The organism is Amycolatopsis vancoresmycina (genome assembly GCF_000716785.1).
Lineage (GTDB): Bacteria > Actinomycetota > Actinomycetes > Mycobacteriales > Pseudonocardiaceae > Amycolatopsis > Amycolatopsis vancoresmycina.
Genome location: NZ_JNYY01000031.1, coordinates 1 through 16,229 on the forward strand (window position 1 = coordinate 1; position 16,229 = coordinate 16,229).

The 16,229-nt window shown below is 72.1% G+C and carries 15 protein-coding genes and 1 pseudogene; 8 read left to right on the top strand and 8 right to left on the bottom strand.

Going from position 1 to position 16,229, the window contains the following annotated elements; all coding sequences use genetic code 11:
* Positions 1-786, bottom strand: a pseudogene (locus tag OO60_RS41450) (serine/threonine protein kinase); the annotation flags it as partial.
* Between the two features lie 185 nt (positions 787-971).
* Here OO60_RS41450 and OO60_RS41455 point away from each other — a divergent pair.
* Both OO60_RS41455 and OO60_RS41460 read left to right on the top strand, forming a co-directional pair.
* On the top strand, positions 972-2,840 hold the full coding sequence (locus OO60_RS41455; protein WP_003062009.1) for a propionyl-CoA synthetase: 1,869 nt from the start codon (positions 972-974) through the stop codon (positions 2,838-2,840).
* 65 nt (positions 2,841-2,905) lie between these two features.
* A complete protein-coding gene (locus OO60_RS41460) occupies positions 2,906-4,471 on the top strand; it encodes a beta-N-acetylhexosaminidase (RefSeq protein ID WP_003062006.1) in 1,566 nt (521 codons plus the stop codon).
* Between the two features lie 22 nt (positions 4,472-4,493).
* Here OO60_RS41460 and OO60_RS41465 read toward each other — a convergent pair whose 3' ends face one another.
* From OO60_RS41465 to OO60_RS41475, 3 genes are read right to left on the bottom strand one after another with little or no spacing between them, the layout of a single operon-like run.
* Positions 4,494-4,988: a hypothetical protein gene (locus OO60_RS41465; RefSeq protein WP_003062003.1), complete on the bottom strand. Its 495-nt coding sequence runs from the start codon at positions 4,986-4,988 to the stop codon at positions 4,494-4,496.
* A gap of 11 nt (positions 4,989-4,999) precedes the next feature.
* The gene (locus OO60_RS41470; RefSeq protein WP_033263432.1) at positions 5,000-5,605 is read right to left on the bottom strand and encodes a TetR/AcrR family transcriptional regulator; all 606 of its coding nucleotides are present in this window, start codon (positions 5,603-5,605) and stop codon (positions 5,000-5,002) included.
* Complete coding sequence (locus OO60_RS41475) at positions 5,595-6,278, bottom strand: MOSC domain-containing protein (RefSeq protein WP_004561730.1); 684 nt, start codon at positions 6,276-6,278, stop codon at positions 5,595-5,597. The genes OO60_RS41470 and OO60_RS41475 overlap by 11 nt, the downstream gene beginning before the upstream one ends.
* Before the next feature lie 54 nt (positions 6,279-6,332).
* Here OO60_RS41475 and OO60_RS41480 point away from each other — a divergent pair, with 54 nt between their 5' ends.
* Positions 6,333-7,691: a M20 family metallopeptidase gene (locus OO60_RS41480; RefSeq protein ID WP_004561729.1), complete on the top strand. Its 1,359-nt coding sequence runs from the start codon at positions 6,333-6,335 to the stop codon at positions 7,689-7,691.
* Here the strand turns inward: OO60_RS41480 and OO60_RS41485 are convergent.
* Positions 7,660-8,028 (bottom strand): DUF779 domain-containing protein, encoded by a 369-nt coding sequence (locus tag OO60_RS41485; RefSeq protein ID WP_004561728.1) that lies wholly within the window; start codon positions 8,026-8,028, stop codon positions 7,660-7,662. The genes OO60_RS41480 and OO60_RS41485 overlap by 32 nt on opposite strands.
* Entirely contained in the window at positions 8,028-9,551 is a 1,524-nt protein-coding gene (gene adh, locus OO60_RS41490) for an aldehyde dehydrogenase (protein WP_004561727.1), read from the bottom strand. Before adh ends, OO60_RS41485 begins: the two co-directional genes overlap by 1 nt.
* Before the next feature lie 115 nt (positions 9,552-9,666).
* On the opposite strand from adh, the gene OO60_RS41495 reads away from it, so the two are divergent.
* Positions 9,667-11,139, top strand: coding sequence for a helix-turn-helix domain-containing protein (locus tag OO60_RS41495; protein ID WP_033263452.1), 1,473 nt, complete (start codon positions 9,667-9,669; stop codon positions 11,137-11,139).
* A 4-nt stretch (positions 11,140-11,143) separates the two neighbouring features.
* On the opposite strand, the gene OO60_RS41500 is transcribed toward OO60_RS41495, so the two are convergent.
* The gene (locus OO60_RS41500; protein WP_004561725.1) at positions 11,144-12,118 is read right to left on the bottom strand and encodes an NAD(P)H-dependent oxidoreductase; all 975 of its coding nucleotides are present in this window, start codon (positions 12,116-12,118) and stop codon (positions 11,144-11,146) included.
* A 139-nt stretch (positions 12,119-12,257) separates the two neighbouring features.
* Between OO60_RS41500 and OO60_RS41505 the strand changes: the two genes are divergently transcribed.
* Complete coding sequence (locus tag OO60_RS41505; protein ID WP_033263433.1) at positions 12,258-13,055, top strand: SGNH/GDSL hydrolase family protein; 798 nt, start codon at positions 12,258-12,260, stop codon at positions 13,053-13,055.
* Positions 13,034-13,591, top strand: a complete 558-nt coding sequence (locus tag OO60_RS41510; protein WP_004559410.1) for a TetR/AcrR family transcriptional regulator — start codon at positions 13,034-13,036, stop codon at positions 13,589-13,591. The genes OO60_RS41505 and OO60_RS41510 overlap by 22 nt, the downstream gene beginning before the upstream one ends.
* On the opposite strand, the gene OO60_RS41515 is transcribed toward OO60_RS41510, so the two are convergent.
* Positions 13,566-14,582 (bottom strand): GNAT family N-acetyltransferase, encoded by a 1,017-nt coding sequence (locus tag OO60_RS41515; RefSeq protein WP_004559409.1) that lies wholly within the window; start codon positions 14,580-14,582, stop codon positions 13,566-13,568. The two genes, OO60_RS41510 and OO60_RS41515, sit on opposite strands and share 26 nt — an antisense overlap.
* Before the next feature lie 71 nt (positions 14,583-14,653).
* On the opposite strand from OO60_RS41515, the gene OO60_RS41520 reads away from it, so the two are divergent.
* Entirely contained in the window at positions 14,654-15,373 is a 720-nt protein-coding gene (locus OO60_RS41520) for a DUF2786 domain-containing protein (protein ID WP_004559408.1), read from the top strand.
* Positions 15,374-15,426: 53 nt separating this feature from the next.
* Positions 15,427-16,164, top strand: a complete 738-nt coding sequence (locus tag OO60_RS41525) for a hypothetical protein (protein WP_004559407.1) — start codon at positions 15,427-15,429, stop codon at positions 16,162-16,164.
* Positions 16,165-16,229 lie beyond the last annotated feature (65 nt).

Genomic DNA, 16,229 nt, shown 5'->3' on the forward strand with positions numbered 1-16,229 from the left:
GGGCGGCGGGGTCGGGCGCGGCTGGATCTGCGACGGCGGCGGGCCCTGCGGCTCCGGCTGACGGCGGGGCGGCGGCTCGTCCGCCCGGTCGGACCGGTTGATCACCGACCACGGCGGCGGGCCGACCATCGCGACCGGGATCAGGCCCAGCACGCTGAACGGCAGGAAGCCGAGCCAGAAGTGCAGCGCGGTGTTCGCCTCCATGCCGACGCTGAACACGAGCATCGCGGCGAACGGGATCCAGAAGAACCGCGACGGCCACTTCGGGCCGCGGCGGAACGCCGTGCGGCCCTGCAGCATCACGAAGAACAGCGAGCCGGCGCCCAGCACGGCGAAGGCCAGCAGGTAGACGATGAACGGGAGGTCGCTGCCGTTCTTGGCGAACAGCACGTCGTAGACGGTCTGGCCGCCGCCGAGGTACTTCGTCTGGCTCGTCGTGACCCAGCAGCCGCCGACGCCGTTGAGCGAGTCCAGCTCGTTGCGGCTCAGGCCGGACTTCTGGCCCGCGAACGCCGCCCGGTAGACCCCCGACACGCCGTTCGACAGCAGCCACGGCATGACCAAGGCGCTGAACAGGCCGATCGCGCCGAACACCGACAGCGTCGTGGCGTCGTAGCGGTTGCCCGTGCCCTTCCGGACGATCGACACGACGACCGCGCCGGCCGGCGGGATCAGCGCGACGAGCGCGCCGGCCGCACTCGTGGCCCACACCCATTCGCCGGGGCAGAAGCCCGGGCCGAACAAGGAATGGGCTAGCGAGAGCAACGCGCTCGCGAGTCCGTTCACCGCCGGGCTCCCCTCACTGTCCGTGTTCACTTCGCACCGTCACGCGGTGAATTCCCGCGGTCCAGCTTAGGACGCTCCCGGGCTCCCGGAGGTTGCCGGGTCTTTCCGCCGGCGGAAACCGGCACGCCCGCCGCTCCCGCGCCATGATGGGCATCGGCGGAAGGTCCGACGCGAAGGAGCGAGGCATGGGCGCGTACTCGGAAGCCTACCGGCGCAGCCTGGCCGAGCCGGACGCGTTCTGGCTGGCCGCGGCCGAGTCGATCAGCTGGACGAAGCCGCCGGAACGGGCCCTGGACGACACCCACCCGCCGTTCTACCGGTGGTTCCCGGACGCCGAGCTGAACACCTCGTACAACGCGCTGGACCGGCACGTCGAGGCCGGCCGGGGCAGTCAGGCCGCGCTGATCTGGGACTCTCCCGTGACCGGGCGAGCTCGCACCTACACCTACGAAGAGCTGCGGGACACGGTCGCGCGGTTCGCCGGCGCGCTGCGCTCGCTCGGGGTCACGAAGGGTGACCGGGTGATCGTCTACCTGCCGATGGTGCCGGAGGCCGCGATCGCCATGCTGGCCTGCGCGCGGATCGGCGCGGTGCACTCGGTGGTCTTCGGCGGGTTCGCGCCGAAGGAGCTGGCGGCCCGGATCGAGGACGCGAAGCCCAAGGTCATCCTGGCCGCGTCCTGCGGCATCGAGCCGACGCGGATCGTCGAGTACCAGCCGATCATCGAGGCCGCGCTGGGGATGACCGAGCACCAGCCGGACCACGTCGTCATGCTGCAGCGCGAGCAGGCGCCGGCCACGGGCGGCCGCCACTTCGACTGGCGCGAGCTGGCGGCGAACGCCGACCCGGCCGACCCGGTGCCGGTCGCGGCCACCGATCCGCTGTACATCCTCTACACGTCCGGGACCACCGGAAAGCCCAAGGGCGTCGTGCGCGACACCGGCGGCCACGCCGTCGCCCTCGCCTACTCGATGCAGGCCGTCTACGACGTGCACGCCGGGGACGTCTGGTGGACGGCGTCCGACGTCGGCTGGGTCGTCGGGCACTCCTACATCGTGTACGCGCCCCTGCTGGTCGGCGCCACCACGGTCATGTACGAGGGCAAGCCCGTCGGCACGCCCGACGCGGGTGCCTTCTGGCGGGTCATCGCCGAGCACGGCGTGCAGGCGCTGTTCACCGCGCCGACCGCGCTGCGGGCCGTCAAGAAGGTCGACCCGGACGCCCGCGAGCTCGAAAAGTACGACCTCAAGGCGTTCCGGACGCTGTTCTTGGCGGGCGAGCGGCTCGACCCGGAGACCTACCACTGGGCCCACGAGAAGCTCGGCGTCCCGGTGGTCGACCACTGGTGGCAGACCGAAACCGGCTGGCCGATCGCCGCCAACCCGCGCGGCCTGGAACCGATGGACGTCAAGGCCGGGTCGGCGACCAAGCCGGTCCCGGGCTGGGACGTCCGCATCCTCGACCAGGCGGGTGCGGAGCTGCCGGCCGGGCGCGAAGGCGCCATCACGGTGAAGCTGCCGCTGCCCCCGGGCTCCCTGCCGACGCTGTGGGGTGCCGACGAGCGCTACCGCGAGGCGTACCTCTCCCGCTACGACGGCTTCTACCTGACCGGTGACTCCGGGTACTTCGACGAGGACGGCTACCTGTTCGTCATGGGCCGGACCGACGACGTCATCAACGTCGCCGGGCACCGGCTGTCCACCGGGTCGATGGAGGCCGTGCTGGCCTCGCACCCGGCGGTCGCGGAGTGCGCCGTGATCGGCGTGGCCGACCAGCTCAAGGGCCAGCTGCCGCGCGGGTTCGTCGTCCTGAAGGCGGGCGCGGACATCGCGCCGGAACAGCTGCGCGAGGAACTCGTGGCGCTGGTCCGCCGGGACATCGGCCCGGTCGCCGCGTTCCGCGATGTGTCCATTGTGGACGCCCTGCCGAAGACGCGGTCGGGCAAGATCCTCCGCAAGACCATGCGGGCGATCGCCGACGGCCGCGACGAGGCGGCGCCCTCCACGATCGAGGACCCGGCCGTGCTGGAAGCCATCCGGCAGGCCCTTCGTTAAGGACTGTTCCAAATGCCCGGGCTGGTCTGTACCTTTGGAGGGAGTCCCCGACCGGAGGTGCCCCGATGCACTTGTCCAGAGCCGTACTGACCGCGGCTGTCGTGAGCCTCGCGGCGGTCGCCGTCCCCACCTCGGCGGTGGCGGCGCCGGCCGCCCCCGAACGCAGCGTGACCGACGTCGTCCCGGTGCCCGTCTCGGCGAAGCCCGACCCGCACGGCGACTTCCGGCTGACGCCGTCGACCGTGATCACCGCCGACCGCGGCGCCGGCCAGGTCGCGGACTACCTGCGCGGCCTGCTCCGCCCGGCCACCGGCTACCCGCTGCCGGTCGTGCCGCACGCCGCCGGCCTGCCCGCGATCGCCCTGCAGCTGGGCCACGACACGCGGATCGGTACCGAGGGTTACCAGCTGAAGGTCGCGCGCGACGGCGTCACGCTGAAGGCCAACACCGCCGACGGGCTCTTCGAAGGCGTGCAGTCGCTGCGGCAGCTGCTGCCGTCGGCGATCGAGGCGAAGCGGGTGCAGCACCGGACGTGGACCGTCGCCGGCGGCACGATCCTCGACTACCCGCGCTTCGCCGAGCGCGGCGCGATGCTCGACGTCGCCCGGCACTTCTTCCGGCCGGACCAGGTGAAGCTGTACCTCGACCAGATCGCCCAGTACAAGGTCAACACGCTGCACCTGCACCTGGCCGACGACCAGGGCTGGCGGATCGAGATCAAGAGCTGGCCGAAGCTGGCGACGGTCGGCGGCAAGACCGCGGTCGACGGCGACCCCGGCGGCTACTACACGCAGGCGCAGTACCAGGACATCGTCGCGTACGCGGCTTCGCGGCACATCACCGTCATCCCGGAGATCGACATGCCGGGCCACACGAACGCGGCCCAGTCGACGTACGCGGAGCTGAACTGCGACGGCAAGGCCGTCCCGGTCCGCACGGACACCGAGGTCGGCTACAGCTCGCTGTGCATCTCCTCGCCGGTCACGTACAAGTTCGTCGAGGACGTCGTGCGCGAACTGGCGGCCATCACGCCCGGCCCGTACCTGCACATCGGCGGCGACGAGGCCCACTCCACGCCGCCCGCGGACTACATCGCCTTCGAGAAGAAGGTGCAGCCGATCGTCGCCAAGTACGGCAAGAAGGTCACCGGCTGGCACGAGATCGCGAAGTCGGACCCGCCGGCGTCGGCGGTCCCGCAGTACTGGGACTTCGGCGGCGACAACGCCTCGGTCGCGGCCGCCGCGGCGCGTGGCAGCAAGATCCTGATGTCGCCGGCGAACTTCGCGTACCTGGACATGAAGTACACCGAGTCGACGCCGCTCGGCCAGGACTGGGCGGCGCTGGTCGAGGTCCGCGACGGCTACAACTGGGACCCGGCCACGCTGGTGAACGGCGTCGGCGAGAGCCAGGTCGCGGGCGTCGAGGCACCACTGTGGACGGAGACGATCCGGACCAGCAACGACATCGAGTACATGGCGTTCCCGCGCCTGCCGGGCATCGCGGAGATCGGCTGGAGCCCTCGCAGCACCCACAACTGGGACGCCTACCGCCTCCGGCTGGCGAAGCAGGCCCCGCGCTGGGTGCAGCAGGGGATCGACTTCTACCGCTCCCCGCAGGTCGACTGGAAGTGAATCGCGGACCCTGGGTGGGGACTCAGCCTTCGCCACCCAGGGTCTTGCTGAGGAAGTAGGCGGTTTCCCGGCCCGGGCCCGGCCGCACGAGCACCTCGAACGACGACCACCGGTCCGGCGTCCGGAAGCCGGCGTAGTAGACCTGTTCGACGTGGGGATCGAACGTCCAGCCGAGCTCCTGCATCGTCTGCGGATCGAAGGGCTCCCGGACGGTGTCGGCGTCCTTCGGCCAGCTGAGCGGCGGAGCGGCCGGGTCGACGCCGTACTGCCGCAGGTAACCGTCCACACAGGACTTCTCCGCGGTGAACGTGAACGCCAGCCGGTCGGTCAGCGGCGGCTGCACGTCGAAGCGCAGGCCGTCGACCGGGCACGCGGGCGGCGAAATCCGGTACCGCGCGGTCGCTTCCTCCCAGCTCACCCCGCTTTCACTGCCCGCGTACGCCCGAGGATCCGGGGCCTTGGCGCACCCGGCAGCCCCCAGGACCGCAGCCACCACGAAGACGATCGGCCACCGCACGCGTTCCCCCCTCAAGCCCGCGCCACGGCCTCCAGCCGGGCGCGAATCACCCTCCTCGCCAAGATATAGAAATCCGCGACGCCGTGGAGGACCGCGTCGGCGTTGGCGGCGCGGCCCAGGGCGTGCAGCTCGAAGGCCAGGACCTCCGGGTCCGCGTCGACGTGGCCCGAGGCGACCGCTTCGACGGCCGTCTCCCGGATGAACGCGGCGAACGAACCGCTCGCCGCCGCCACCGCGTCGTGCACGCGGCCCGGACGCGCGTCGAACTCCGCGCCGACGTTGAAGAAGAAGCACCCGCCCGGGAAGATCCGGTGTTCCGAGTAGTCCAGCCAGTTCTCGCAGATCGCCCGCAGCCGCGGCAACCCGGGCTCGACCGCACGAGACGGCTTCACGACGTACGTCTCGAAGATGCCGAGAGCCGCCTCGATCGTCGCGAGCTGCAGCTCCTCCTTGGACCCGAACAGCGCGAACACGCCGCTCTTGCTCAGCTCCAGTTCGGTGGCCAGCCGGCCGAGGGACAGCCCGTCCAGGCCGTCGACCGACGCGACGTCCACCGCCCGGCGCAGCACCAGGCGGCGGGTCGCGTCGCCGCGGGCGAGCCGGCCGTCACCCGGCACGCCGGGCCCGCCAGCGGTCCACAGTGGACCTGACCCCCGAGCCCCACGACACCGAGAGCGCCGGCGCCGAGAGGACGCGGTCGGCGAAGTCCAGCGCCGCTTCGACCTTCTCCTCCGGCAGCTGCCCGTAGTTCGCGAAGGAGACGACGTACACCTCGGCGATCGTCGGCCCGTCCGCGCGCTCGACCAGCTCGATCGCCCCCGACGTCGGGACCGTGCCCGGCCGCAGCACGCGCAGGTACCAGCCGCTGCGGCCGGAGTCGATCATCAACGGGGTGACGTCCTTGCGGCCGGTCTTCATGGCCAGCTTGAAGCACGGCGACCGCGGCTGCGAGACCTGCACGAGCGCGTCACCCCAGGCCCAGACGTCCCCGATCCGGACGTCGTCCTCGGTGACGCCGCTCAGCGAGACGTTCTCGCCGAAGTCGGCCACCGCGGCGTCGAAGCCGTCCTCGCGCCAAGCCGGGTAGTGCTCGGCCGGGTAGACGTAGACGGCTTTGTCGACCCCGCCGTGCACGGTCAGGTCGGCCTGCCGGTCGCCGTCGAGGTTCAGCTCGGTCAGCTTCAGCTCCGGCGCACTCACCCGCGCCTTGGTGATGGCGCTGAGCACCGGCTGGTCCCGCCGGTAGCCCAGGACGCTCGGTTCCCCCACGTAAACGCTGTCGACGTGCATGCCCCGAAGATAGCACGACCGTTCGTAAAGTTTTACGGCTTTAAGGTGGCGGTCATGGATCTGCCCGGCAAGGCCCGCGCCCACGTCGACTCCGGCGCCCTCTTCACCGAACTGGCCCGGCTGGTCGCCTACCCCACGGTCAGCGACGCGCCCGAAGGCCGCGCGGCCGTCCAGGCGTACCTCGACGAGGTGCTCACCCCGGCCTTGACCGGCCTGGGCTGCCAGGTCACGCAGCACGCCAACCCCGACCCCGCGGGCGGCCCCTTCCTCGTCGGCGTCCGCACCGAAGACCCGGGCCTGCCCACGCTGCTCTGCTACGGCCACGCCGACGTCGTCGGCGAAGCCGGGCAGTGGGGCGAAGGCCGGAGCCCGTGGACACTGACCGCCGAAGGCGACCGGTGGTACGGCCGCGGGACCGCCGACAACAAGGGCCAGCACCTGATCAACCTGACGGCGTTGCGGCTGGTGCTGGCCGAGCGCGGAAAGCTCGGCTTCAACCTCAAGTTCCTCTTCGAAACCGGCGAGGAGATCGGCTCCCCTGGGCTCACGGAATTCGCCGCGCAGGAGAAGGCCCTGCTGGCGGCGGACGTCCTGATCGCCTCGGACGGCCCCCGGCTCGACGCGGCGACGCCGACGCTGTTCCTCGGCGCCCGCGGCGGCGTCCGGATCGACCTCGACGTCGACCTCCGCCCGGGCGGTCACCACTCCGGCAACTGGGGCGGCATCCTCCGCAACCCGGCGACGACGCTCGCCGCGGCCATCGCGAGCCTGGTCGACGGTCACGGCCGCATCCAGGTCCCGGCGCTGCTGCCACCGGAGCTGCCGGGATCGGTGCGCGAGGCGCTGGCGGACGTCGTGGTCGAGGCCCCGGACGCCACCTGGGGCGATCCGCGGTTGACGCCCGCCGAGCGCCTCTACGGCTGGAACACCCTGGAGGTGCTGGCGCTCGGTGCGGCGGACGTCGACCGGCCGGTCAACGCGATCCCCGGCCGTGCGCGAGCGGTGCTGCAGCTGCGGTACGTGGCGGGGACCGACGTCGACGGGATCGCCCCGGCGATCCGCGAGCACCTGGCGAAGCGGGGGTTCCCGATGGTGTCGGTGCGCACCGAGACCGCCTTCCTCGCGAGCCGGACCCCGGTCGACGACCCGTGGGCGAGCTGGGCCAAGTCCACTTTGGACGCCGTCGCCGGGCGGCCGGTCGCCCTGCTGCCCAGCTTCGGCGGCGGCCTGCCCAACCACGTCTTCACCGACGTCCTCGGGCTGGCGACGCTGTGGCTGCCGCACTCCTACCCCGGCTGCCGCCAGCACGCGCCGGACGAGCACCTGCTCGTCCCGGTGGCCCGGGAAGGGCTGGTGCTCGCCACGGCACTGTTCGACGCCTTCAGTTCAGCGCCGCCGACTCCTCGTCGCTGAGCAGCCGGGAGCGGATCAGGAACCGCACGCCTTCAGGCGCCTCCAGGGAAAATCCGCTGCCGCGGCCGGGCACGACGTCGATCGTCAGGTGCGTGTGCTTCCAGTACTCGAACTGCGGCCCCGACATCCACACCGGCACGTCCTCGATGCCGTCGACCACCAGCGAGCCCAGCAGCACGTCCGCCGCGCCGACGCGGAACTCGCCCGCCGGGTAGCACATCGGGGCGCTGCCGTCGCAGCAGCCGCCGGACTGGTGGAACATCACCGGCCCGTGGCGGGACACCAGCCGCCGCAGCAGGTCCGCGGCGGCCGGTGTCCGGTCCACCCGGTGCGTCATCAGAAGAACCCGAGCGCCTGGTCGGAGTAGGAGACCAGGAGGTTCTTCGTCTGCTGGTAGTGGTCCAGCATCATCTTGTGCGTCTCCCGGCCGATCCCGGACGCCTTGTAGCCGCCGAAGGCCGCGTGCGCCGGGTAGGCGTGGTAGTTGTTCACCCAGACGCGGCCCGCCTGGATGTCGCGGCCGGCGCGGTAGGCGACGTTGCCGTCCCGCGACCAGACACCGGCGCCGAGGCCGTACAGCGTGTCGTTGGCGATCTTGAGCGCGTCGGCGTAGTCGTCGAACTTCGTCACCGACACGACCGGGCCGAAGATCTCCTCCTGGAAGATCCGCATCTTGTTGTCGCCCGCGAACACCGTCGGCTCGACGTAGTAGCCGCCGGACAGCTCGCCGCCGAGGTCGCTGCGCGCGCCGCCGGTGAGGATTTCGGCGCCCTCCTGCTTGCCGATGTCGATGTAGGACAGGATCTTCTCGAGCTGGTCGTTGGACGCCTGCGCGCCGATCATCGTCTCGGTGTCGAGCGGGTGGCCCTGCTTGATCCGGCGGACGCGCTCGACGCCGTCGCCGAGGAACCGGTCGTAGATGCCGGACTGGATCAGCGCCCGCGACGGGCAGGTGCACACCTCGCCTTGGTTCAGCGCGAAGAGCGCGAAGCCCTCCTGCGCCTTGTCGTAGAAGGCGTCGTTCTGCGCGGCGACGTCGTCGAAGAAGATGTTCGGGCTCTTGCCGCCGAGTTCGACGGTGACCGGGATGATGTTCTCGCTGGCGTACTGCAGGATCAGCCGGCCGGTGGTGGTCTCGCCGGTGAACGCGATCTTGCGGACGCGGTTGCTCGAGGCCAGCGGCTTGCCGGCTTCGACGCCGAAGCCGTTGACGATGTTGAGCACGCCCGGCGGCAGCAGGTCGCCGATGATCGACACCAGCACGTGGATCGACGCCGGCGTCTGCTCGGCCGGCTTGAGCACCACGGCGTTGCCCGCGGCCAGCGCCGGCGCGAGCTTCCAGACCGCCATCAGGATCGGGAAGTTCCACGGGATGATCTGGCCGACCACGCCGAGCGGCTCGTGGAAGTGGTAGGCGACGGTGTTCTCGTCGATCTGCGAGATGCCGCCCTCCTGCGCGCGCAGGGCACCGGCGAAGTAGCGGAAGTGGTCGATGGCGAGCGGGATGTCGGCGGCGAGGGTCTCGCGGACCGGTTTGCCGTTCTCCCACGACTCGGCGACCGCGATCGCTTCGAGGTGCTGTTCCATCCGGTCGGCGATCTTGAGCAGGACGTTCGCGCGCTCTTCGGTCGAGGTCCGGCCCCACGCCGGCGCGGCGCCGTGGGCCGCGTCGAGCGCCTTCTCGACGTCGTCGGCGGTGCCGCGGGCGATCTCGCAGAACGTCTTCCCGGTGACGGGCGTCGGGTTCTCGAAGTACTGGCCGCTCGCGGGCGGGACGTACTCGCCGCCGATGTAGTGGTCGTAGCGCGGTTCGAAGCTGACGACACTGCCTTCGGTGTTCGGTGCGGCGTACTGGACCATCGTGCCCTGCCTCGTTGCTCGGAGTGACGGTTGACCCTGGTGGCCGCCGAAGGTAGGTCCGGCAACGTTGCACGCGCGTTGCACCGCGGCGAGCAGGCTCTCTACGCTGGTGAACGTGGCAGAGACGCCCGAACCGGAGCTGCTGCGCGACCCCGAGTCGTACGCGCGGCTGCTGGCGCACGTCCGGGCCGCGGTGCTGGCCGGCGTGCCCGGCCCGCGTTCGCCACGCTCCGTGGTTTCCGCCTCCTGGGACCGCTCGCTCGCCGCCCACGTCGACCCGGACGCGGGCGAGGCGCCGTTCGTGTACGACGGCGACGCGCTGGCCGCCCTCCGCGAGGCCCACCCGCTGGCGCCGGTGCTGCCGGTGCTGCGGCAGATGCTGGTGAGCATCGCCGACGACGCCGAGCACGTGATGATCGTGACCGACGCCGACGGCCTGATCCTCTGGCGCGAGGGCGCGGCCGGGCAACTGGTGCGCGGCGACCGCGTCGGCCTCACCGAGGGCACGCGGTGGAGCGAGGCGGCGATCGGCACGAACGCCATGGGCACGGCACTGGCCACCGGCGAACCGGTGCAGATCCACTCGGCCGAGCACCTGGTCCGGCGCTACCACACGTGGACGTGCGCGGCGGCGCCGGTGCGCGACCCCGAGACCGGCGCGCTGCTGGGGTCGATCGACGTCAGCGGCCCGCTGCGCACGGTCCACCCGGCGATGATCTCGCTGGTCACGGCGACGGCGCAGCTCGCGGAAGGGCAGCTGCGCGCCCAGCTGGCGGTCCGCGACGAGCGGCTGCGGCGGGTCAACATGCCGCACCTGGCCGCGCTGCGCGGCCGCCCGGGCGCGCTGCTTTCGGCGGCCGGGCGGGTGCTCGCCGCGGAGTCGTGCACCCTGCCGTCCACAGTGGACATCCGGCGCGGCGGCGGGACGGTCGCCCTGCCCGACGGCCGCCTCGCCACGGTCGAGCCCCTGGCAGAGGGCTACCTACTGCGACTGTCGGCGGCACCCGGCACCCACCGGGCCCGGCTGCGCCTGGAGTACCTGTCCGACGGCACCCATTCGACCACTGTGGACGGTCGCGAGATCCCGGTGACGTTGCGGCACGCGGAGATACTGACGCTGCTGGCCCTGCACCCGAACGGGCTCTCGGCGGAACGCCTGGCGCTGCAGCTCTACGGCGAGACCGGCAACCCGGTGACGGTCCGCGCGGAGATCCACCGGCTGCGTTCGCAGCTGGGCGCGTCGGTGGTGCAGACCCGCCCGTACCGCCTGGCGGCCGACGTCGACGCCGACTTCCTCCGGGCCCGCACGGCGTTGCGGTCCGGCACGCCGGACGGCGTCCTGCGCGACTTCCGCGGGCCGCTGCTGCCGGAGTCCGAAGCGCCGGCGATCCGCGAGGAACGGGAGACGCTGACCGCGCAGGTGCGTCAGGTGGCCCTGAACAGCCGCGACCCGGCCGTGCTGTGGTCGTTCTGGGAGACGGCCTGCGGAGCCGACGACTTCGCGGTGCTCGACGCGCTGCTGCGGACGCTCCCGCCGGCCGACCCGCGGCGGGCCGCCGTGACGGCCCACCGCGCGCGGCTCGCCTGAGCCGTCAGGGCTCCAGGTCGCTCATCCCCCGGCCACTGGCCACGTCGAACGGCACGGAGGCCTGGTCGTGAACGATCACCCAGCCGTCGCCGGTGTGCCGGAAGACGAACGTGGCCCGGACCCACATGCCGTCCGTCACGACCCCGTTCTTCAGGGTGCCGCTGACCCGGCCGAAGCCGTGCCCGACGGCGAGGTCCCCGCTGACGTCGACGGTCAGGCCGCGCAGCTCGTAGTCCACCTTTTCGAAGACAGCGAACACCTTCGCCCAGTTCTCCAGCTTCGCGTCGACGCCCACGTGCTGCAGCGGCGGTTCGACGTCGTAGGAGACGACGTCCGGTGCGTAGCTGCGCCTCAGCGCCTCGAGGTCCTTGGCCCGCAGGCCGTCGACGATCGCGTCGAGCCGTTGCCGGATCGCGGCTCCGGCGTCCCCATGCCGCAGGGTGGCGAGCGCGGTGCTCCAGGCGACGACGTGGTCGAGCAGCAGGTCCAGCGCGGCGAGCTGGTGGCCGCCCGGCTTGAACTCGGTGCGGTTCTCGAATTCGGTCGCCAGCGGCAGCGTGACCTGTGGGGCCACATCGGCGAGCTGCAGGGCCCCGCAGACGAGCCGCAGCTGCTCGACCGAGCGGGCCCCGCCGGCACCGCCGTACGAGACGAACCCGGCCGCCTTCGTGTTCCATTCGACGTGCACGTGGTCCAGGGCGTTCTTGAGCACCCCGGGCACGGAGTGGTGGTACTCCGGCGTGACGAACACGAACCCGTCGCACGCGGCGACGGTGGCGGCCCAGGCCCGGGTGCGTTCGTCCCGGTACTGCCCGGAGAAGCCCGGCGGCTCCTCGAGGTGCGGCAGCGGGTGGTCACGCAGGTCGACGAGCGCGAACTCGGCGTCCACCCGGTCCACGGCCCGTTCGTGGACCCAGCGGGCCACCTGGTCGCCCAGGCGGCCGGGGCGGGTGCTGCCGAGCACGATCCCGATCTTCATCGTCGTTCTCCCCTGTTCGGTTGCTTCCGCCAGTACGACGAAATAGCCCGCGGGAGTGTGAGGCGGCCGAAGTAGACACCGTCTACAGAAGTTTGATAGACAGTGTCGGCAAGGTGAACTGCGGGTTACGGAGACCGGAATGAACTACCACCGCTTCGTCGTCGTCGGCGACAGCTGCGCCGAAGGACTCGACGACCCGTACCCCGGCAGCCACCAGTACCGCGGCTGGGCCGACTTCGTCGCCGCGCGGCTGGCGGAGGACGAACCCCGCTTCCGCTACGCCAACCTCGCCGTCCGCGGACGGCGGCTCGACCAGATCGTGCCCGAGCAGATCCCCGCGGCCACCCGGCTGGCACCCGACCTCGTCGCGCTCTTCGGCGGCGGCAACGACGTCATGAGCCGGGGCTGGGACGCGCGCACGGTCGCCCGCCGGGTCGACGCCGCCATCCGCGCCTGCACCGAAATCGCGCCCGTCGTCGTCACCTTCACGCTCAGCGACGTCTCCCGCCGGATGCCGCTGGGCAGCCGGATGCGGCCGCGGATCGTCGCGCTCAACGAAGCCATCCGCGAGGCGGCCGTCAGCTACGGGGCCCAGCTCATCGACCTGTGGCCGGACCCGGCCGTCACCGATTCGCGGTACTTCGGCGCCGACCGGCTCCACCTCTCGGAGCACGGCCACCGCCGGCTCGCCGCGTACGTCCTCGCCCGGCTCGGCCTCGGCCACGACCCGGCCTGGCTCGCCCCGCTGCCCGGCGCCGCGGCCCCCGGCAGCCGGCGCGCCGACCTGCAGTGGCTGCTGCGCGAGGTCCTGCCGGTCGCCGTGACGCGCACGCGCAACCGGCTGATCGGCCGCCAGCCCGGCGACGGCTTCCTCCCGAAGCGCCCCGACCTGCTCCCGATGACCCTGGACGAGGCGTGGGCACCCGGCAACGCCTGATCGACACCGCATCCGAGCTCCTCGCCGAGGAAGGCGTCGACGCGGTGACGCTGCGCGGGATCGCGAAGGCCGCCGGCGTTTCGCACGGCGCGCCGCTGCGGCACTTCTCCGGCCGCGCCGAGCTGCTGTCCGCCGTCGCGACCCGCGGGTACGCCGCCCTGCTCGCCCGCCGGGAAACGCTGCCGGGAACGTCACCGCGGGAGCGGCTCACCGCGGCCTGCCACAGCTACCTCGACTTCGCGCTGAACCACCCGGCGATGTTCGAGCTGATGTTCCGCCGCGACCTGGTCGACGCGGACGACCCGGCGCTCTCGGCGGCGGCGAGCGCGGTGTTCGACACCTTCGCCGTGCTGGTGGCGGCGGTGCCGACGCCGCTCGCGCGGTCCGGCGCCGACCTGCGGCTCGTCGCCGCGTCGCTGTGGGCCGCACTGCACGGCCTCGCCCAGCTGTGGCTGTGGGGCGGCCTGGCGGGCGCGAGCTTCGCGCCGTCGCCCGAAGCCGCGCTGGCCGTCACGCTCGACGCGTACCTCGGCTGAGGAGCGCGTCGAGGTCCTGCTGAACGGCGATCACGGCCGGCAGCGAGCCGAGGCCGAGTTCGCGGTTGACCCGGATCATGTGCGCGTTCTCCGCACCTGTCGTAGTGCTGATCCGCCGGAGCCCGGGCCGCTCGGCGACCAGCCACCGGATCATGTGCGCCTTGACGCAGCGCCCCAGACCGTGCCCGCGGTGCCCGGCGAGCACCGCGGTGTCCCGCTGGTAACCCCAGTCCGGCCGGCGCGGGTGCACGCACACTTCGGTGAACCCGGCGACCTCCCCGGTTTCCTGGTGAACCGCGGCGACGATCCGCTGTTCGAGGCCCTGCGACCGAGCTTCGGCTTCGGCCGCGCGCACCCGCTCCGCCGTCCACGCCGGCCACTGGAAGCCCGAGCCCCCGAGCGGAGCGTCGTGAATCGCCGCCCGTGCGCGGGCGTAGGAATCGAGCAAGGCGTCCGGGGCCGCACCCGCCCACCGCACCACCCGGTAGCCCACCGGGACGGTCACGTCCCAGCGCGACCGGTCGGCTTCGGCGACGACCAGTGCCTGCCGCACGATCGTCCGCACCGGCCGGAAGCCGAGCGCCTCGGCCCACGGCTCCCCGGCGGACCCCGCGACGACCTGCCAGCCTTCGACGCTCCGGCGGTCCCGCGCGCGCAGTTCCGGCAGCACCGCGTGCAGCAACGCGGTACCGATCCCCGAGCGCCGCGCAGCCGGGTGCACGACGACGTCGACCAGCCCGATTCCGCGGTTTTCGGCTTCGAGGAAGTGCACCTCGGCGAACGCGACGAGCTCGTTGCCGCGGTACGCCACCCATTGCGCGGCCTCCCCCATCCCCGGCAGCGGCCTCGCCAGCCGTCCGGCCAGCTCGCCGGGCGGCAGCACGGGTTCCCCGGGCCGGTCGGTTTCCCGGCTCGCCGCGAGCACGGCGTGGTAGGCGGCAAATCCCGCCTCGGTGGCCGACAGCGGGTCGAAGCGTTCGATCGTCACCATCCCGCCAGTGTCCAGGCCGACACGCCGACCCGGTCCGCGCGCCCGAACACGTGATCGAATACCCTCTCCGCATGACCGAGTCAGACCCGCAGCTCGAGCGCATCCGCAAGCTGCTGGCGAAGGCCGAAGACCCGGCGGTCACCGAGGCGGAAGCCGAGGCGTACAACCAGAAGGCCGCCGAGCTCGTCGCGCGCTACGGCATCGACCAGGCGATGCTCGCCGCGGCCGGCGCCGCCGCCGACGAGATCGGCACGCTGAAGATCCCGATGAACGACCCGTACAGCCGCGACAAGGCGAGCCTGCTGACGTCGGTCGCGTACCCGCTGCGCTGCCGGACCCTGCTGCACCGCTACGGCCAGAAGGTCGACAGCGTCACGGTGTTCGGCTACCGGTCCGACCTCGGCCGGGTGGAGCTGCTGTTCACCAGCCTGCTGCTGCAGGCGAGCACGCAGCTGACGCGCGTCCGCCCCGACGGGTTCTTCCTTGGCGAATCCCTGGCGGCGTACCGGCGCACGTGGCTGCACGGCTTCGCCCGCGCGGTCCACGAGCGCCTCACGCACGCCGAGCAGGAAGCGGTCCGCACGGCGCCGCCCGGCCCGCGCTCGGCGGAGCTGGTGGTCCGCGACCGCGCCCAGCTGGTCCAGCACGCGTTCGACGCCGAGTACGGCGACCTGCGCGCGGCCGCACCCCGCCGGCTGTCCGGCAGCGGCTACCACGACGGCCACGACGCGGGCACCCGCGCGAACCTCGACCCGTCGGCGATCACCCGCCGTACGAAGGCGTTGCGCTGAAGGTCGCCCGGATGCCGCTATCCCGAGCTTGAGCTTTTCGCTTCACTGGGCGGATGCGCGTTGTCGATCTTGCCACCCGCCCGGATCTCCTCGACCCCGCGCTGAGCCTCGGCGACGTCGGCGGCCCGTTCATCTACCAGGGCGCGAGCGGCAGGCTGATCACCGGCGAGCGGTTCCGGCGCCTGTGGGCCCGGTACTTCCTGATCGCACTGGACGACGACGGCACCCCGATGGCCCGCGCGCTGGCGGTCCCGCTGGCGTACCCGGCCCCGGACCGCACCGAGCTCCCGGACCACGGCTGGGACCAGGCGATCGAGTGGGCGGCCCACGACCTCCTGGACGGCCGCGCACCGAACGCGTTGTGCGCACTGGAAGTCGTGATCGCCCCGCACCTGCGCGGCACCGGGCTGGCGGCCCCGATGCTGACGGCGTTGAAGGCCCGGGCGGCGGAAACGGGCCTGCGCAAGCTGATCGTGTCGGTCCGCCCGATCGGCAAGGAGGCCGAGCCGAAGGTCCCGATGCCGGAGTACGCGGCCCGCCGCCGTCCGGACGGTTTGCTTGCGGACCGCTGGCTGCGCACGCACGAGCGCCTGGGCGCACGGGTGGTGAAGGTGTGCCCGTTCGCGGTGACGCTGGCGGGTTCCCTGGCCGACTGGCACGACTGGACGGGCGTGAAGCTGCAGGACGGCGAGAACCTCGTCCCGGGAGCAATCGCCCCGGTGCACGCCTCGACCGAGTACGACACGGCGACGTACGTCGAGCCGAACGTCTGGATGGAACACCCGATGTAGGACTGCTTAACGATCCGTCCAGTTACCTTCACTTGTTCTGATAGGACCGCTGCGGCACCGTGGAT